Genomic DNA, 18303 nt, shown 5'->3' with positions numbered 1-18303 from the left:
AAATTTATCATTCGCAGGAGTACCCTAAATGCCCTATGAAAAGCTGCAGGAAGGCTTGACCTTTGATGATGTTCTTCTCGTTCCTGCCCACTCCTTGATACTGCCTCGTGACACTAATATCGCAACTCGCGTTTCACGCAACATTCACCTGAACATACCTCTAGTGAGCGCAGCCATGGATACGGTCACTGAAGCCAGAACTGCTATTTGCATGGCTAGAGAAGGGGGACTTGGTATCATCCACAAGAACCTCACCATCAAGGAGCAGGCTTATGAGGTCGACAAAGTCAAAAAGAGCGAATCAGGCATGATCGTAGATCCGATAACCATGCGCCCCAATCAGAAGATCAACGAGGCACTGGACATAATGCAACGTTACCGCATTTCTGGGGTACCAGTCATTAAGCCTAACGGGAAATTGGTCGGCATCCTGACTAATCGTGATCTGCGTTTTGAAACAGACTATGATCTGCCCATTTCTGATCGCATGACCAAGCGCAACCTTGTTACCGTCCCTGTAGGAACAACCCTGGAGCAGGCCAAGGAACACCTAAAACATACCCGTGTTGAGAAACTGCTTGTGGTTGATGACGATCGAAATCTAAAGGGATTGATCACAATCAAAGATATTGAAAAGGTAAAAAAATATCCTAATTCCTGCAAGGACAGCCTAGGCCGTCTCAGGGTCGGAGCAGCGGTTGGGCCTACAGCTGACATGGAAGCCCGCATGGATGCGCTCATAAAGGCTGGCGTGGATGTAATTGTTATTGATACAGCTCATGGTCACTCCCAAGGAGTACTTGATGCTGTCATACGCGCCAAAGTCACTTTTCCCGGAGTTGAGATCATTGCAGGAAACATTGCCACGGCTGAGGCGGCTGAAGCACTTATTAAAGCCGGTGTTGATGGTATCAAGGTGGGAATCGGACCTGGCTCGATCTGCACCACCCGTGTTGTAGCCGGGGTAGGGGTACCGCAAATTACGGCTATCCATGAATGCTCTCGAATAGCCCACAAATACGATGTTCCGGTGATTGCCGATGGAGGCATCAAATATTCAGGAGACCTTCCCAAAGCTGTTACTGCAGGCGCAGACTGCATCATGATTGGATCTCTCTTTGCGGGGACCGAAGAATCACCTGGCGATACCGTTCTTTATCAGGGACGTACGTATAAAACCTATCGCGGCATGGGCTCCATCGGTGCCATGAAGGACGGCAGCAAGGATCGCTATTTCCAATCCGAAGTCGGAGATGATGTAAAGCTTGTTCCTGAAGGAATTGAGGGGATGGTGCCCTTGCGCGGACCGCTTTCAGCAAACATCCACCAACTGCTGGGAGGACTTCGTTCCGGTATGGGATATACCGGTTGCGCCTCTATCGGTGAGCTCCAGGAGCGAGGACGCTTCATCCGTATTACCGGAGCGGGTCTCAAAGAATCCCATGTTCACGATGTAACAATTACCAAGGAAGCGCCTAACTACCGGGTAGGTAATTGAGCCTGTAACTGACCTTACAACGTATTCACACCCCACTCACACATTTAAAGAAAGTTACCATGCCAGATATTCATAGCCAGAAGATCTTGATCCTTGATTTCGGATCCCAGTATACGCAACTGATCGCTCGCAGGGTGCGCGAGGCCCATGTCTATTGTGAGCTGCATCCATTCGACATGGAATTTTCTGCCATACGTGCCTTTGCTCCAAGCGGTATTATTCTCTCCGGCGGACCAATGTCCGTATATGAACCTGGAGCGCCTGCTGTGGCAGAGGAACTTTTTGAACTTGGTGTCCCAGTGCTGGGAATCTGCTATGGCATGCAGTTGATGAGCCTGCATTTCGGTGGAGAAGTGGTACCTGCCGGTAAGCGCGAATTCGGTCATGCGGAATTGGTGGCCTGCGGACATCCCGGTATGCTCTATGATGGTTTTTTTGCAGAAGGAAAAAGTCCGGTCTGGATGAGTCACGGGGACCATGTGTCCGTTGTACCTCCTGGTTTCGAAGTCGTAGCCCAGACTGCCAATGCCCCGGTGTGTGCCATTCAGGATGAACAGCGCCGGCTTTATGGCGTGCAATTCCATCCTGAAGTCAACCATACTCCGCGAGGAGAAATATTCATCGATACCTTTGTTCGCAAGGTCTGCGGCTGCAGCGGTCAGTGGACGCCAGGCAAGATTATCGAAGATGCCGTGGCTCGTATTCGTCATGATGTGGGAACGGAAAGGGTGATTCTAGGGCTTTCCGGTGGAGTCGATTCATCTGTGGCCGCCGCCCTGATACATCGTGCCATCGGGGACCAGCTTACCTGTGTGTTCGTCGACAATGGACTCTTGCGTTTAGCTGAAGGTGATCAGGTTATGGCAACCTTTGCCGAAAATCTGGGCGTCAAGGTGATTCGGGTTAATGCAGAGGAACGCTTTCTGGCAGCATTAGCAGGCGAAAGTGACCCCGAAAGAAAGCGCAAGATAATTGGGGGTCTTTTTGTAGAAATTTTTGACGAAGAATCTTCACGAATACAAGACGCCTGCTGGCTTGCTCAAGGGACAATCTATCCTGATGTAATTGAATCTGCCGGTGCCAAAACTGGAAAGGCACATAATATCAAGAGCCACCACAATGTCGGTGGTTTGCCTGAACACATGAAGCTCAAGCTGCTGGAGCCTTTGCGCGAGCTATTTAAGGATGAAGTTCGTTCCATTGGCGAAGAGCTTGGCCTTCCCCACCAGATGGTCTGGCGACACCCGTTCCCCGGACCAGGTTTGGGGGTTCGTATTCTTGGCGAGGTAAAGAAGGAATATGCCGACATTCTTCGGCAGGCTGATGCAATCTACATCGAGGAACTCTATTCCTCCGGTCATTATCACAAAATCAGTCAAGCCTTTGCCGTTTTTCTTCCGGTAAAAAGCGTTGGTGTCATGGGTGATGGTCGCACCTACGAATATGTTGTTGCCTTGCGGGCAGTTGAAACCAAAGATTTCATGACCGCTGGCTGGTACCCGCTTCCTTATGAGGATCTTGCCAGGATCAGTGGCCGGATCATCAACGAAGTTAAGGGAATCAATAGAGTAGTGTATGATATTTCCAGCAAACCCCCTGCAACGATTGAATGGGAATAACTTTTTTTTAATAGGTTTGAATGACCCGCTGTTAAACACGGCGGGTTTTTTATTATTACACTTCATTCTTTTGCACCGTGTTATGCCACACGTGCAAAAGATTTTTTTTATGATATAGTGCCGCCATTAATTAGAATCAAACGTCTTGATTATCAAGCACATCACTAAAAGAGAGGTAACCAGCGTGAGTACCATTTCATTCGAAGAAATCATGTTCACCATCATGTCAGCTACGCAGGATACCTTCAAAAGTTACATGAATATTGACCTGCTGGCAGGCAAGGTAGAGAAGCGTGTTGATCCGGTGGATTCTGATGTCACTGGTATTGTCGGTGTAGCCGGTGATCGGGTCGGGTATATCATTGTGGCCGCCGACAAAACGACAGCTCAACATGTTGCCAGGGAACTGCTTATGGTTGACGAGGCAGATGATGAATGCATCCGGGATGCGATTGGAGAGCTGACTAACAACATTGCCGGCGTATTTAAAACCCGCTACCATGAGCAGTACGGCAGCGTCGCCTTGGGCTTGCCACTGGTTATTTCCGGGCAGTTGCGGGCAATCGCCGAGCCGGCAGAATCAGACGAACACTCCAGCATGAATGTGCAGTGCAAAGGTGTAACAATCCCTTTCAAAACCGCTGCCGGCGACATATCTATTAAAGTCATGGTCTACATGTAACCACTGTCAGGGTGTTGGATTATCGGAGAAATGATGCTGGATCTGTTAGAGCGCTACGGAACTCTTTTACGAGAAGTTGATAGCTGGTTTAAAGCATGCTTATTGAACCATGGCGAGCAGATTTCCTGTGGTGCAGGTTGTTCAGCCTGTTGCCGGGGGCTATTCGATATAACCTTGCTTGATGCCCTATATCTAAATCAAGGGGTTAAGCAGCTATCACCGGACATCCAGGACAAGTTGAGACAACTGGCCAAGGAGCGTCTTGAATCTATTCATGAAACATGGCCTGCTTTTTCCCGTCCCTGGTTGCTCAACGATCTTCCTGAAGAGGAATGGGACAGCCTGATGCCGGAAGAGGATGAAACCCCCTGTGTCCTTCTTTCAGATCAGGGTACCTGCCTTGCCTACGACTACCGGCCCATGACCTGCCGATTGAATGGCATTCCACTCATTGATGTGAGTGGGGAAGAACTCTTTGACGAGTGGTGCACCCTTAATTTTACAACAGCTGACCCAGTGCAGCTTCCTGAACTGCGGCACAGTTTTAACGCCCTGTTTGCTCAGGAGTTGCTTCTTTTCAGAGAAATGGCCCGCCTGCTGTTCGGAAAGGCCATGAATGAAATTGATACTTTTATACCGGCAGCAGTCGTAATCGATACCGAAGCTATTGTGCAGAAAGTAAAAATGGCATCAGTTGACCTAAAGTAGTTTCCCCGCAGTTCACACCAACTCTCTTTCATATTCCTGATATTTTTGTCATCCCTTGACAGGAATGGTCTTCAGTAAATAATTAAAATTACATCTGTTGCTACTCATTGAAACCAATCACAGCTCGTATACGTCATTTATTACATGGAGGTATTATATGGAACAGCTTGCTGCATGGACCCCCGCTGATTTATTGCAGCTCTCAGGCGGGTACTGGAATACATGCGCACTGCATGCCGGGGTGAAGCTGGATGTTTTTACTCCGCTGCAAGATCGCGCAGCAAATTCAGAAGAACTTGCCGATCTGCTTCGCGCCGACCGGCGTGGGCTGGCAATGTTGCTTAATGCTCTGGCTGCCATGGGGCTGCTTAAAAAAGATGGAGAAAGATATGCAACCACACTTTTTGCTGCAGAATTCCTGAGCCGGACATCACCAAAATACCTGGGACATATAATCATGCATCACCATCATCTCATGGATGGCTGGTCGCGACTGGATGAGGCTGTTATAAGCGGTAAAGCGATTCAGGAGCGTGTGGTACATGCAGATGATGCTCAGGTACGGGAAAATTTTTTAATGGGCATGTTCAACCTGGCCATGCAACTGGCACCGAAGATAGTTCCTGAAATCGACCTCAGTAGCCGACAGCGTCTGCTTGACCTGGGTGGCGGTCCAGGCACCTACGCAATTCAATTCTGTCTCCATAATCCCGAGCTTACGGCTGTTGTATATGATTTGCCATCAACACGACCTTTTGCAGAGAAGACGATCCAGCGCTTTAACCTGGCAGACAGAGTCATCTTCAATGATGGTGATTTTATTACAAAAGGCATTGAAGGTACTTTCGATGTTGCATGGTTGTCTCATGTTCTGCATGGGGAAAGTCCTGAAGCGTGTGCTGTCATCCTTAAAAAAGCGGTCGCTGCTCTGGAACCTGGTGGAATTATCCTGATCCAGGAATTTATTCTGGAGGATTCCAAGGCTGGGCCGGTGTTTCCAGCCTTGTTCTCACTCAATATGTTGTTGTTTACTAGCGGAGGACAGGCTTATTCCCAAAGTGAACTGTACAGCATGCTGACTGATGCGGGCGCAAGGGATGTACAGCGCCTTCCCTTATCGTTGCCAAATGGGGCAGGGGTCATGATGGGCTTTGTTACAGAGCACTGACCTCTTCCTCGATCAGCAGATAAAAAAGGCCCGCTGGATGCATATCCAGCGGGCCTTTCAGTTTCATATGACGAGTTCTACTTACCAGCAGCACGCACCATAAGTTCACTTACCAATCTGGTGAAGCGCAAGGGATCCTTGATAGGAGAGCCTTCGGTGAGCAGGGCCTGATCGTAGAGCAGCTCAGCGTAGTCACCAAGGCGGGAGTCCTGCTGGTTTTCCTTGAACAGGTCGGCCATGACCTTCATGATCGGGTGACCGGGATTCAGTTCCAGTACGCGTTTTGAATCGGGCACAGGCTGATTCATTGCCTTAAGGATACGTTCCATATTGGCGTTCATACCATATTCATCAGCCACAAGACAGCAGGCGCTATCAGTCAGACGCTTGGAAAGGCGTACATCCTTGATGCTGTTTTCCAGACGGCTTTTTACAAAGGAGAGCAGGTCGCTGAATTCTTTTTTAGCTTCTTCCTGCTGTGCTTCTTTCTCTTTTTTCTCTTCTTCGCTATCCAGATCAACATCACCGCGATCAACTGCCTTCAGTTTCTTCTCGTTGTATTCCTGCAGAGACTGGACAACCCACTCATCAACCGGATCGGTCAGGAACAGAACCTCATACCCTTTGGCACGGAAGACTTCCAGATGAGGTGAGGTTTCCAGAACTGCGCGGTTATCCCCGGTAATATAGAAGATTTCCTGCTGGGTCTCAGGCATCCGCTCAACGTATTCTTTAAGGCTGGTGAATGAACCTGCCTCTGTTGAGGTGCTTTCAAACAACAACAAGTCCTGCAGCTTTTCCTTATTGGCATAATCGAAATGAAGCCCTTCCTTCAGAACTGGTCCAAATTCTTTCCAGAACTTGACATATTCTTCGAAGTTCTTTTCCTTGGAATCTGTCAGTGTAGAAAGAACCTTACCCACTAATCCTTTCTGGATGCGCTTTATCTGTACATCTTCCTGAAGAATTTCACGGGAAACGTTCAACGGAAGATCACTGGAATCAACGACCCCTTTCACAAAGCGCAGATAGTCGGGGATCAACTCCTCGCAATGATCAGTTATAAATACCCGCTTAACGTACAGTTGCAGCCCTTTTTTACGATCGGACATGAACATGTCGAATGGTTTCTTGGCCGGGATGTAGAGCAAAGCCTTGAATTCACTAGTTCCTTCGGCGGAGAAATGAATAGTGCTGAAGGGATTTTCAAAATCATGTGAGATATGCTTATAAAATTCCTGGTATTCTTCCTCGGTAACTTCACTCTTTGGCCGTGCCCAAATAGCCTTCATGGAGTTCAGGGTCTGTTCTTCGGTTTTCTCGATGGTTCCTGCACCCTCAATGTCCTCGCCGTCAACTCCTTTCGGAGTTTCAGTACGAGTGATGTCCATCACCACCGGGTACTGAATGTAATCGGAATATTTCTTAACTATTGAACGGATCTTCCACTCTTCCAGATATTCCTTGAATTCCTCTTTAAGGTGCAGAGTGATTTCGGTACCTCTAACTTCTTTTGAAATCTCTTCAATTGTATAAGAACCGTCACCTATGGATTCCCAGCGGCAGCCATGAGCGGGCTCGCCTGCCTTACGGGTTTCCAGAGTGACCTTGTCTGCAACCATGAAAGATGCATAGAAACCGACTCCGAATTGGCCTATCAGTTCCGGGCTATCGGTGGATGCCTTATCCTTGAGAGCCTGCATGAAAGCCTTCGTACCAGAACGAGCAATGGTACCGATATTCTCTTCCACTTCGGCTATGCTCATGCCGATACCATTGTCACGGATAGTCAGAGTTCCTGCAGTCTTGTCCGGTATAATTTTAATTTTCCAGTCACTGTTGCCTTCCAGCAGTAATTCATTGGAATGTGATTCGAAACGCACTTTATCAATGGCATCCGATGCATTTGAAATCAGCTCTCGCAAAAAGATGTCGCGATTTGAGTAAAGTGAGTGAATGACGAGGTCGAGAAGTTGCTGTACTTCGGTCTGAAACTGCCTTGTAGTCTTGGACATGCTTCTGGGTTCTCCTTTGGCTAAATGGAAGATTAATGAGCTATCAACATAATGACGGGGGAGAGATTTTTCAAGGGAAGAAATGCAGAAAAAACGACTACTAAAAGTGGAACCTCACAGTTCTTCGTAAGCCTTCATGGAATCTTTTCGGATACCGGCAAGTAAAGCACACCGCTGAAGGTCCTTAACAGCCAGATCCTTACGGCCTGACGTTTTGAAAAGCATCGCCCGCTGACGCAGGCAGGAAATTGTTCCTTGTATGTCATTTATCCGCTCGTATTCAGCCACTGCCCGCCCCCAATATTCCTGCGCCCGGTGCTGTTGTTGCAGGTTGCAAAGGGCATGTGCTGCCTGGGAGTATATGGCACCACGTTCTTGAGGAGTTCTGGCTTGACTAAGACAAACATCAAACTGCCTGGCCGCCATTTCATAGCAACCGCTGTGCAGCATTATGGTCCCTTTTAGTACAGCAATGGTCCGGAGATCCTCATTTCTCCATTGTTCCCGGAACATACATTCTGCTGTATCGGCTGCTTCCATGGCACTCGAGTAATCTCTCAACAAGAGACAGGTTGTTGCTATGTTCGCCAAGCTTTCTGCAGCATGAGTCTTGAAACCAAGAGTATCTTCGAAATGCAGAGCCTGCCTGAAGAGCGCCAAGGCTTGCTTGTAGTCACCAGAGCCGGCTGCCTGCACCGCAGTATGGTTAAGCTGCTGAAGCCCTCCGGCTATCCGTTCCGTTTCTTTCATCCAGTATTCTCCTCAGAAGTGCAACTTCATGACGCATGGCACTACTGCCAGTTTCATCTGCATGCGGGATTGCAGCATTAAAATGATCTATCGCTTCATTAAACCGATGGCTTCGCTCCAATGCTACGCCATGCTTTTTAGCTGCTGCTGCGAGTCTGCCAAGCAGGGCCTCGCATTCATCATGTCTCAGTGCTGCTTTAAAAAAACATTCCCGGGCCTCTTCCGCTCTTCTGATGGCCAGGATCAAATTCTCTTCCAGAGATGCAAGATTGGCCATGCTGAACAACGTGATGGCACTTCCTTCATGATAGGAAATCAGGACCGTTATCTGCAGACACTTCTGGTAAAGCTTTTCAGCTTCAGCAAAGTTCCTTCGGGCTATACATTTTAGAGCACCGTTATGCAGAGCTTTAATTTCATGCGCTATCTCCATGAAAGCAAGATCATTCATCCCATATCCCCATCAAACTGTAATATATTGTGCAGTTGTTCTCTTTTTTGTTTTTCATATTAAAAAAGTTATTCTCTTTACTAAAAAGTTTTAGATGACCCATTCCGTGCGGATGATTCAAAGACTGGTGCTGAACGAGTGTTGGAGATTGTCTGGTCTGAACAGGCTTAGTTCCGGTATTTTCAGTTTTAGACATACTCAGAGGTTGCCAGAGTGGAGGAGGTGCACCGTGTGAGGGGTCATCGTGCGGAATTTCATGATTTTTCAGTGTTTTTTGTAATATTGACGGAGAGGTCAGGGGGACATTCTGAGAGTGTGTGCTATCTAAAGGCTGGAGCTTAATTTTCATGTTTTTGGGTTGCAAGTTGTGCCGCCTGATTTCTTGTGGTTGAACCGGTTCTAAAGCATTCCTTTGCTGTGGAAAAGGGGTAGTCTTGCCATAAATGCTCTGTTTCTTTACCGGCAGCCGTACTGCCATAGGAACCTTATTTTCCAGCATAACAGTTTTCATATCCCATAGAGCATGTTGGACACATCGAAGATTCTTTTTCCGAGCGCAGAGACGTTCCACCAGATGCGCACGATCGCGCAGGTAAACAGCAATTTCCCTTTTTACTACCTGGTGATATGTGAGAGGGATCTGACTCTCCAAAGACAATGCATCAACACTTTCGACATCATCGGATATGTTTACCGTCTGGATATCTTCTGAAGGAACATCATCAGGCGTCATATCTCCATCTTCATCCAGTAACAAAGAGTAACGCAGAAGTTCCTCAGGCAATGCTGATGCAGGAGTTGAGGGATTTTGTGTATCCATGGGAATCCTTGCATGGAGTCCGACAATACACTGCCGGACCCCATCGGAAGACTATTTGGGTTTAGCAGGAGCTGCAGGAGTAGGGGTGGGGGTGGGTACAGGAATTGTTTTGGCCGCATCTTCTTCAGCTTTTTTCAATGCTGCTGCGACCGCTATGCGTTCTTTTTCAACTGCCAATTCTGCCTTGCGCATGTCCAGTTCAAAGGCCATCTGCATTGATTGGGCCTTCATATCAAGCATTCTTTGCATGAAAGAATTGGGGGGCATCGGTACAAGCCGTGTGCGCAGCAGGCTTGACCCTTCAGCTGTATAGTTGTATTTGCTGGAATAACGAGCATCAACAGGAGTAGTGGTGATCGTGGTGGACTTGGAAAGTCCCCACCAGCGGGATGTACTGGTTTGAGTGGTCTGGGTACCCTTCGTTTCCCGCTCATAACTGCTTTCGGACTTGGCACTTATTGCCATTTTGACTTCGATGATTGTTTCAGCAAATTGATAGAAGGTAGGCTGGAAACCTGCGCCAATCATCGACGTGACGATTTCTGCAGGTTCGCTGCCAGCAGTGCCGTCATCTTTTGCCAAGGCTCCCGTCTGATTGATTATGTTGGGAATAGAAACCGGGGCAGCCTTCTTGTCTCCCATGACCTTCAGGATCTCAATGCTGTTAAGGTCAAGGTTGAATTGGCTACGGGCAATGGCAATTCCAAGTTGGGACACCATCTCCGGGAAAGGTACATCAAGTAGATCATGTCCTACGCTCATAGCGGGCTCCTTTTGGGCTTATTAGTAAAGCTGATACCACTCTATCGCTTGACAGGCTGTTGAAAAGCTACTGTTGAGGTCATCTGAAGCGTTGCATACTATTCGCAAGCTTTGCTAACTGGTTTTATGTCTCGCCTGCTCCGTTCCGTGTGCCTTTCATCTGGCTTCCTCAACAGTCTGCTTAGGGAGGTGTCGGGGTTGGGGTAGTTTTTCCCTCTTCTTCCTTCATCTTTGTTTCAATTTCTTTCCGTTCTTTTTCAAGCTGCAGCTCCATCTTCTTCATTTCGAGTGCAAACTGCTGCTGAAGTTGCTGGGCCTTCATATCCAAAACTTTCTGCATGAAGGGATTCGGCGGCAGCGGTGTGATCTTTGTGCGCAACAGGCTGGAGCCTTCAACGCTGTAAGAGTATTTAGACGAGTAAGAGGCATTGACCGAGGCTGAAAAAGGTCCCCATCCGGCGGAGGTTTCTGTAGAGATTGACGCTTCTGTGGTCTGGTTCATCGAAATAGCCATCTTTACTTCAATGATCGTATCGGTGAATTGGTAGAAGGTTGGCTGGAATCCTGCTCCGATCAGGGATGTGACAATTTCCTTTTTCCCCTCAGGATCAGTAAGGTCTGGAAGATAGATCGGCGCGGTCTTCTTGTCGCCCATGAACTTGGCGATCTTGCAACTTACCATGTCCAGCTTGTACTGACCTTCTGCTATGGCTGAAGCCAGTTTGAGCACCATTTCCGCGAAGGGAACATTCAACAGCTCTTGTCCGACATTTGGCATGATATGCCTCCTTTCCGGGGACGCGTTCTCAGGTTTGCTCCGCAGACTGCGGAATGGCCCTGATGGTGAATTTGAAACTGCTGAGTCCCTGTTCTGTCAATTGAGTCCGGGATGGGACCAGCATGGTCAGGTTTGAGCCGCTGGTTGTACCTATGCCGGCTTTCAGATCTACCTCTAGTTCGCTGATGATGTAATTGACATTACTGTCGGTCAGATTCTTCTGGCTGTTGAATGTGTCAATGGCATCATTTAGATACCCGGAAACTTCACTGGCGCTGAATTCTGAGCGTCCTTTTAAAGACGAAAGATCCTGCTCAAGTGCAGTCCGTTTACCCTGTTCCGCAATAAGAACCTTTTCAATTCCGTCCCTTTCTGCCTGAATCCGAGCATGTGCTGAACGAACGCTTTCAAGTTCCAGGCTCATCTGCTGAAGATACTGGTTTCGGGCCAACAATTGACTCTTGTGAAATTCGTTCTGGATTCTTAGATCTGCCAGTTCCGTAAGCACTGTTTCATTTGTAATTCCCTTTTTCAGCAGTGCTGCATTCTTTTCCTGTAGTTCCGTCACCTCCTTTTCTTTTGCGGATAATGCTGTCGTTTTTGCAGTCAACTCACTTTTAAGCTGCGATGATTCCTGTAATAGGCTGTCGAGCTGCTTTTTTAAAGCGCTGGATTGACCCTGTACTGCGTCAACGGTTGATTGTGCGGTTGCCAAAGCCTCACTCAAAACCTTCTTCTCGCGTAGTAGAGTAGTTTTTTCGGCAGCCAGGCTTGTTATTACCGTGTCCTTGAGAGCAGTTTCAGCTTGCAGGCGGATGAGGTCATTCTTGATAACTTCAATTGGCTTGATGTCGAGTGCCATGGGGAGCTCCATAACCTGTTATGCCGGCTGATCCTTCCGGCGGACAAAGAGATTGATACGATCCTGAAAGCGTGCATCAGCGCCCGGGACAGGCGACTGGTCCGTCACATCCGTATCGTGGTTGTCCACAGGCTGCCCCGAAACGGTAGTGACAGTGCCAGCTCGGAGATTCTCTGCCGCAAGCAGTACCTTGGCCTCCTCCAGAGTTTTGCCGATCACACTGGGTACTATGAGTGGTTGAGTGACGTGGGGAGGGGGGGGCAGGGATGCGAACCTGATATTCAGCTCACTCTGCATTCCTTCACTGAGTTTGAAATAGTTTTGGGTCCGGGCATTGAGCGGCATGATCTTAAGTTTTTGTTTACCGGTCGGTGCGTCATGTTCCGCCCCCTGTTCACGGATAACTGAATAATTCATTTTTAAGTTAAAGGTGGCATCGGGGATAGTAAACCAAGTTGCCATCAGTCCCAGGTTGCGTAGACGTTGATCGGCATTGATCAGTTTCTGGGTCCGGATCGCCTGTTCATCCATCTCCTGCTGGGCAACAGCAATTCCACGCCCCAAGTTGGTTACCATTTCGACCATATCAGCAAACATCTCTTCACGTGGACTGCTCCCCTCCTGAACATCAATCAGTCCCGGATCGGGTCGATCATTTACATCGGGAGAAACAACATTTTTTAGATCACCGGCCAGTTCCCTCCACTTTTTAAATTGGCTTATACTGGGCAATGAAGAACTACCGCTTCCATCAAGGTGAGTAAGGCGTTGCAACACTTTATCAGGCTTGCAGGCCGCCAGATCGGCAACCCCCCTAATACCGGCAGAAACCAACAGTTTTGCATTATTAGCATCAAGACCATCAATCCTCAGCAGGTCGGCTTGTTTGGTCAGTCTGTAGAATTCTTGCTGGTCAAGTCCGACTGCAGTTGCAATCTGTTTTCGACGAGAAGGGTTGGCTCCCTTTTTAACGAGATCGAAAGTTGATTGAATATTTGACTCCATCAGTTTTTGAACAACATCTTCAGGTGCATCAATGAGTAAAATTGGCGATCTGCTCACAAATAACCTCCACGAACGGTATGGTTATCAAAATTCCAGGTATCTAGCTGCAACCCAATGGCTTTCCTTGGGATGAATTCGGCACCAGTTGTCCTGCCGTGCATATACATTAACCGATGAACCGCGACGCAAGCTTCCGATGGACCGTGCATCGGAGGAGGGACTGCAACGAATATTGAGTGTTGGGTTGGCAGTGACTATGGCTTGTTCACCGCCTGAGGTACTGGAAGGATTTGTAGCAGAAGCGTGTCCTGATGCTGCGGTGACGATCTGTGGAATAAAATGCTCTGCTGCGGTCTCCACTGTATTGCCTCCAAAGAAACATGTTCCAGGACAGCTCTTGGTTGTACCGCTGCCGTTAGTGCGCTCTCCGGTTGTAAGATCAAACCAGTGATGGTAAACGATACTGCTGGTTGTTGGAATAAGGCTGAATTCTCGGCACAGTAGGGCATTTACACGGATGATCGTCTCGTGATGAAGCGCAGTTACAGTGTCCTTGTTATCAAAGTTGCCCAGGTGCTCAATGCAGATTCCCTTGCTGTTGGCCCCTTTAATGCCGGCTGGTACCCTGTCCAGGGGACGACAAACAGCCAGAGTGCCATCAGGGAAAGTGGTAATATTTTGTGCGATCATGTCGAAGCCACGCTCAAGGTGTGCATCATTCATGCTTTTCATCAAGGCGAAATGATTGGAACCAGTAAAGGTTCCGTAATCAGGTAACCAGGTGTGATGATTCTGCAGCAGTGAGATTGCCCGGTTGAAAAGGTTCGTTTGTAACCATCTGTCAAATTCATCAATGGTGAGAAGATGGAACCCATATTTTGTCTGCATTGCTCATACTCCTCTCCGCCAAACTCCATTCGCGTGTAGGCGGCTGGCAATTAACTGAAGATATTAGTGTTCCTAAGATTTAAAAAAATCAATTACCTTAGAGTTTATTTATTTTGTAGTTCTTAAGGGGTATATAGTTTCAGCAGGGTAGGGTTAGATCTAAAGTTGTAAGTTAAAAGAAAGAATACAGGCGATTCAGGAGGGAGAAAACCGCAGTTGCATAGCGAGTGGTACGAGTTGAGACCTGTTGCTGGCCTGGGCTTTTCGTAAAATGTTGCTGATGTGGACTTTGACAGTTTGTTCGCTGATATGGAGTTTGTGAGCAATCTCTCGGTTTTTAAAGCCTTGTGATACCAGAATGACTACCTCTTTTTCCTTAGGGCTGATCTTGTCGAGATTTTGGGAAAAAGAGGCTGATTCAGCATAACCAAGAAGTGCTTTCAATTTGCTATTATCGATCCAAATTTGTCCAGCATGTATAACTGAAAGTGCTTTAAAAAAAAGTTGGGTATCGGTATCAGTAGCTATGATGCCTTGCAGTTTATAGGAAAGAAGAACTTTGATCATTTCATTCTCCTGTAATCCTGTATCCAGAAGAATTATTTTGGCTGTCGGCCAGGTCTGAATAAAATTTGTTTTGAGAGTAACTGCATCAATAAGAATAAGATCCGGTTCCTGGTTGCCATGTATATCGTCTGCAACAAAAGAATGGCATGATTCCAGAGATCCACTGAGAAATTCACAGAGAGAGTTGGTCAAAACCTGGTTGCTGAGTTTGACAAGGATGTTCACAACCATCTCCTTTAATGTGTGCAATAACTAATTTAATATAATTAATTTTATTGATGGCGGTGGTATAGCACGTAATCGTTTTTGAATAAATAACTTTTATCTTTCCACGAACTTAAGGTAAACTAAAGACATTAAAAATGATGGAGGATAATCATGGAAGACAGAGAAAAAAAATTAGCGGCGGCAGCACTTTTAATCGTGGCGGGCGGAATAATTGGCGCTGGAGTAGCCTTGCTTTTTGCTCCGCAATCTGGCGAAAGGACCAGGCGGGACCTTAACCGATGTGCAAAAAGAGTTAGGACTCGGGCCGATGAAGCAGTTGAAGACCTTTCTGTCTCCATTACCAATCTCGTTGAATCCATTGGAGACAAAACCGATGACTTGGTGGAGAAGGGCAAAGATGTTGCCGGCAGTGCCCGTAAAGATCTCATTCGTCTGATCGAAGAGGGTGCTTCCAAGCTGGAAAAATTTAGAACAAAATTAAGCCGCATGTAGCTTTCGAAAAACTATGGGATTCAGAGGAATCTCACTATGGTCATCTGGAGGGGCCGGACGTAGAATATCGTGAGAATCCTTTGTTTCCCCGCTCTTCTTTGATTTGTTCTTTCTGTTTTGTATCTTTCAGGCGCTGTTCTTTTTTACCGTTATCAGGTTCATCCACTTTTCCAGAATGAAGTAATGAGATGTCCCCATAATACCCAATAGCAGATTCAGAGGTATTGTCGGTGTCGGTCATAATTGCAACCGCACCTAATTTCGGTGGTTCCTCTTTAAAAAACGACTTGTAATCCTCGTATACATTTCTTTGATGGCTGGTCCAGCGCCCAGCAAGTTCATCTCCCGAATCCACAGCAACAGTTATGACATTGGCCGTAAAGGGACTGGTTACATGTGTTCCCTTGGGAAGCTTGTTGGCCCATACATAACAAATCGCACGAGTTTTGGTGAAAAAGCCGCGCGGAAAAAGTACATAAACCCGTGCTGCAAAATCATCTCCCTCTTTGGTTCTTTCATCTCCCTTTTTAATTGTATGATCAATCTTCCAAGACCATGAAAGAATCGGATACTCTTTCGGGTCTATATTTAACTTATAAATCTGTCCAGAAGCGGATTTTTTAGAGGTTGCAAGTAAAACGGAATGTTCGTTTATTTTGGAAATTGAATAAGTTGTTTTAGGTTTCATTAAACCGAGGGTTTGTTCTTTCCAGCCAGTCATGTCGCCGTTGCTGAACCTTCCCAAATGCATTTCCTGCTCAGTGGCGGCCAAAACTGTGGACAGCGATGAGAGTATTAAAAGCATCGACCACAAAGTTAATTTCATGCTGCCCCTCCTTCAGGTCCTGATATGCTTGTGATCATACTGTCTCGTTCAGGAATCAATTGACGAAAATACTCAATTGAACTGAATCGGCTGGAAGGTTGGGGAGTTATCTTGGAACTGAAACGGCTGATATAAATAAGGAATTTTATTCCAAATTCTTTGGCAGTTGAAAGATTGGTCTCACTATCTTCGCCCAGCAAAGTACGCTGCGGATCATAGGGAATGAAATTTTGCAAAGCCCCCCAGAAGCGATTGTCCTCCTTAGGGAGCCCAACCTGATGGGCTGAAATTATTCCAGTAAAATAAGGACCTATCAGTGTTTTCTTCATCTTGAGGTCAAGGGTTTTAGAGTGGGCGTTGGTCACAAGCCATATTTTTTTGTTGTGGTGTGCAAGAAAGAGCAAGAATTCCATGACAAAGGGATGGACAGCAATGAGATGTTCAACTTCTTTTTTAAGTAGAGGGATGTCGAGATTAAGACGATCAGACCAATAATCAAGATCGGTCCAATTGAGAGTGTTCTCCTGTGATCTGAAGAGTGAGACCAGGTATTTGCATGCATGATCGAGCGATGTTCCATGTTTAGCAGCCCACCTCTTGGGAACGTGCTCAAGCCAGAAATGGTCGTCAAAATGCCGGTCCAGCAGGGTGCCGTCCATATCCAGCAGTACGGTGTCTATTTGATTCCAGTCAACATTCATCGGCAGATTACCTTCACGAGTTTTAATATCCCAAAGAATATGTTCCATCACGATAGTTTGTCAAGCCTGCAAGAGCATGAGTCGGTAGCTGAAAAACACCTATTTTATTGACTTTACAGAGTGTTGTCGCGTATAAAAATTAATTCACCATGTTGAGTAAACGCCTTTACATAGAAACATTCGGATGCCAGATGAACGTCAGCGATTCCGAACGCATCGTGACGATGCTCGCAGATCTTGGCTATCGTCCCACAAGTACTCCATCTGATGCAGACATGATTCTGCTGAACACTTGCAGTGTTCGCGGCGGTGCCGAAGAAAAAGTATACAGGCGCCTTGCAAACCTGCGTGTATTTAAAAAACGTAACAAACACCTGTTAGTAGGTGTTGGTGGTTGTGTAGCCCAGCAAGAGGGAGAGGAATTGCTGAAAAGACTTCCTTGGCTGGATCTTGTTTTCGGCACACATAACCTGCATCTCCTTCCTGAAATGGTAGCCGCAGCTGAAGGCGGAGAGCGGCGCTGCGAGACAGACTTTATCGACAACGACCAGCGTTTGGACCTGTTTCCGGTGACAAAGACTACCAGCCGATTAAGTAGTTTCGTTACAGTTATGCAAGGCTGCAATAATTTTTGTTCGTATTGCATCGTGCCCTATGTGCGTGGTCGTGAAATCAGTCGTCGCTCAGATGATATTGTGAATGAGATCAGAGTCCTAACCAACGCAGGTGTTCGCGAGGTAGTGCTGCTGGGACAGAATGTCAATTCTTACGGACTCAACACCCCTAATGAACCGGGCTTTGCAGAGCTTATCGGCAAAATAGCCGAAATTCAGGATTTACACAGGATCCGCTTTAGTACGTCCCATCCCAAAGATATGTCTGACGAGCTGATCAACTGTTTCAGGGAGATCCCCAAACTTTGCGGTCAGATACAGCTTCCCGCCCAATCGGGAAGCAATAGGATCCTGCAGGCGATGAACCGCGGTTATACCCGGGAAACCTACCTTGAAAAAATCAGGAAACTGAAAGCAGCCCGTCCCGGGATTGCCATTACCGGCGATATGATCGTCGGTTTTCCGGGTGAGACTGAAGAAGACTTTGAGCAGACACTTTCTCTTCTGGAAGAGGTCCGTTACATAGATCTCTTTTCTTTTGTGTATTCAGCACGACCAGGCACTGCTGCAGCAGAAATGGCAGATGAAGTTGAAAGGGAAGAAAAACAACGTCGACTTGAACGCCTGCAGCATCTGCAAAAAAACATCACCATGGAAATTCAATCGGAATATCTTGGATCAGTGCAGTCTGTTTTGGTTGAAGGTGAGGGAAAACGATCGGGGCAAATTTCAGGCAAGGCTGATAACGGCCGGACAGTTAATTTTGCCGGTGACAAGAAGCTGATTGGTAGTTTTGTCGAAGTGCGGATTACGAATGTTTTTCAGAACTCGCTTCTGGGTGAAATCGCCTAGCGTCATATATTCGGATT

At 47.1% G+C, this 18303-nt stretch carries 19 protein-coding genes; 7 read left to right on the top strand and 12 right to left on the bottom strand.

What is annotated here, in order from left to right; genetic code table 11:
* Positions 1 to 28: 28 nt before the first annotated feature.
* From guaB to KJB30_RS07735, 5 genes are all read left to right on the top strand, one after another.
* Positions 29 to 1498 (top strand): IMP dehydrogenase, encoded by a 1470-nt coding sequence (gene guaB, locus KJB30_RS07755; RefSeq protein WP_214297700.1) that lies wholly within the window; start codon positions 29 to 31, stop codon positions 1496 to 1498.
* Between the two features lie 59 nt (positions 1499 to 1557).
* A complete protein-coding gene (gene guaA, locus KJB30_RS07750) occupies positions 1558 to 3117 on the top strand; it encodes a glutamine-hydrolyzing GMP synthase (protein WP_214297698.1) in 1560 nt (519 codons plus the stop codon).
* Between the two features lie 184 nt (positions 3118 to 3301).
* Positions 3302 to 3799, top strand: a complete 498-nt coding sequence (locus tag KJB30_RS07745; RefSeq protein WP_214297696.1) for a chemotaxis protein CheX — start codon at positions 3302 to 3304, stop codon at positions 3797 to 3799.
* A gap of 33 nt (positions 3800 to 3832) precedes the next feature.
* On the top strand, positions 3833 to 4507 hold the full coding sequence (locus KJB30_RS07740; protein ID WP_214297694.1) for a YkgJ family cysteine cluster protein: 675 nt from the start codon (positions 3833 to 3835) through the stop codon (positions 4505 to 4507).
* 157 nt (positions 4508 to 4664) lie between these two features.
* The gene (locus KJB30_RS07735) at positions 4665 to 5675 is read left to right on the top strand and encodes a methyltransferase (protein WP_214297692.1); all 1011 of its coding nucleotides are present in this window, start codon (positions 4665 to 4667) and stop codon (positions 5673 to 5675) included.
* A gap of 77 nt (positions 5676 to 5752) precedes the next feature.
* Here KJB30_RS07735 and htpG read toward each other — a convergent pair whose 3' ends face one another.
* The 10 genes from htpG to KJB30_RS07685 all read right to left on the bottom strand — a co-directional run bounded on the left by htpG (position 5753) and on the right by KJB30_RS07685 (position 14573).
* Entirely contained in the window at positions 5753 to 7690 is a 1938-nt protein-coding gene (htpG, locus tag KJB30_RS07730) for a molecular chaperone HtpG (RefSeq protein ID WP_214297690.1), read from the bottom strand.
* Positions 7691 to 7804: 114 nt separating this feature from the next.
* Positions 7805 to 8440: a hypothetical protein gene (locus tag KJB30_RS07725; protein WP_214297688.1), complete on the bottom strand. Its 636-nt coding sequence runs from the start codon at positions 8438 to 8440 to the stop codon at positions 7805 to 7807.
* A complete protein-coding gene (locus KJB30_RS07720) occupies positions 8397 to 8891 on the bottom strand; it encodes a hypothetical protein (RefSeq protein WP_214297686.1) in 495 nt (164 codons plus the stop codon). The genes KJB30_RS07725 and KJB30_RS07720 overlap by 44 nt, the downstream gene beginning before the upstream one ends.
* The gene (locus KJB30_RS07715; RefSeq protein WP_214297684.1) at positions 8884 to 9711 is read right to left on the bottom strand and encodes a hypothetical protein; all 828 of its coding nucleotides are present in this window, start codon (positions 9709 to 9711) and stop codon (positions 8884 to 8886) included. The genes KJB30_RS07720 and KJB30_RS07715 overlap by 8 nt, the downstream gene beginning before the upstream one ends.
* 51 nt (positions 9712 to 9762) lie before the next feature.
* Positions 9763 to 10473: a hypothetical protein gene (locus KJB30_RS07710; protein WP_214297682.1), complete on the bottom strand. Its 711-nt coding sequence runs from the start codon at positions 10471 to 10473 to the stop codon at positions 9763 to 9765.
* A gap of 181 nt (positions 10474 to 10654) precedes the next feature.
* Positions 10655 to 11251 (bottom strand): hypothetical protein, encoded by a 597-nt coding sequence (locus KJB30_RS07705; protein ID WP_214297679.1) that lies wholly within the window; start codon positions 11249 to 11251, stop codon positions 10655 to 10657.
* 28 nt (positions 11252 to 11279) lie between these two features.
* Complete coding sequence (locus KJB30_RS07700) at positions 11280 to 12113, bottom strand: hypothetical protein (protein ID WP_214297677.1); 834 nt, start codon at positions 12111 to 12113, stop codon at positions 11280 to 11282.
* A gap of 18 nt (positions 12114 to 12131) precedes the next feature.
* On the bottom strand, positions 12132 to 13175 hold the full coding sequence (locus KJB30_RS07695; protein WP_214297675.1) for a DUF4332 domain-containing protein: 1044 nt from the start codon (positions 13173 to 13175) through the stop codon (positions 12132 to 12134).
* A 27-nt stretch (positions 13176 to 13202) separates the two neighbouring features.
* Positions 13203 to 14006 carry an amidase gene (locus KJB30_RS07690; protein ID WP_214297673.1) on the bottom strand — a complete coding sequence of 268 codons (804 nt, stop codon included), beginning with the start codon at positions 14004 to 14006 and terminating at the stop codon, positions 13203 to 13205.
* Between the two features lie 195 nt (positions 14007 to 14201).
* On the bottom strand, positions 14202 to 14573 hold the full coding sequence (locus KJB30_RS07685) for a helix-turn-helix domain-containing protein (RefSeq protein WP_214297671.1): 372 nt from the start codon (positions 14571 to 14573) through the stop codon (positions 14202 to 14204).
* A gap of 378 nt (positions 14574 to 14951) precedes the next feature.
* On the opposite strand from KJB30_RS07685, the gene KJB30_RS07680 reads away from it, so the two are divergent.
* The gene (locus tag KJB30_RS07680) at positions 14952 to 15293 is read left to right on the top strand and encodes a YtxH domain-containing protein (protein WP_214297669.1); all 342 of its coding nucleotides are present in this window, start codon (positions 14952 to 14954) and stop codon (positions 15291 to 15293) included.
* Between the two features lie 40 nt (positions 15294 to 15333).
* On the opposite strand, the gene KJB30_RS07675 is transcribed toward KJB30_RS07680, so the two are convergent.
* The gene (locus KJB30_RS07675; RefSeq protein ID WP_214297667.1) at positions 15334 to 16119 is read right to left on the bottom strand and encodes a DUF3047 domain-containing protein; all 786 of its coding nucleotides are present in this window, start codon (positions 16117 to 16119) and stop codon (positions 15334 to 15336) included.
* Complete coding sequence (yrfG, locus tag KJB30_RS07670) at positions 16116 to 16820, bottom strand: GMP/IMP nucleotidase (RefSeq protein WP_214298016.1); 705 nt, start codon at positions 16818 to 16820, stop codon at positions 16116 to 16118. The genes KJB30_RS07675 and yrfG overlap by 4 nt, the downstream gene beginning before the upstream one ends.
* A gap of 149 nt (positions 16821 to 16969) precedes the next feature.
* Here yrfG and miaB point away from each other — a divergent pair, with 149 nt between their 5' ends.
* Positions 16970 to 18286: a tRNA (N6-isopentenyl adenosine(37)-C2)-methylthiotransferase MiaB gene (miaB, locus tag KJB30_RS07665; RefSeq protein WP_214297665.1), complete on the top strand. Its 1317-nt coding sequence runs from the start codon at positions 16970 to 16972 to the stop codon at positions 18284 to 18286.
* Positions 18287 to 18303: the final 17 nt, after the last annotated feature.

This window comes from Pelotalea chapellei, from assembly GCF_018531195.1.
GTDB lineage: Bacteria > Desulfobacterota > Desulfuromonadia > Geobacterales > Pseudopelobacteraceae > Pelotalea > Pelotalea chapellei.
Note: the sequence above shows the minus strand (reverse complement) of the source record. Positions and strands in the feature narration are given on the sequence as shown.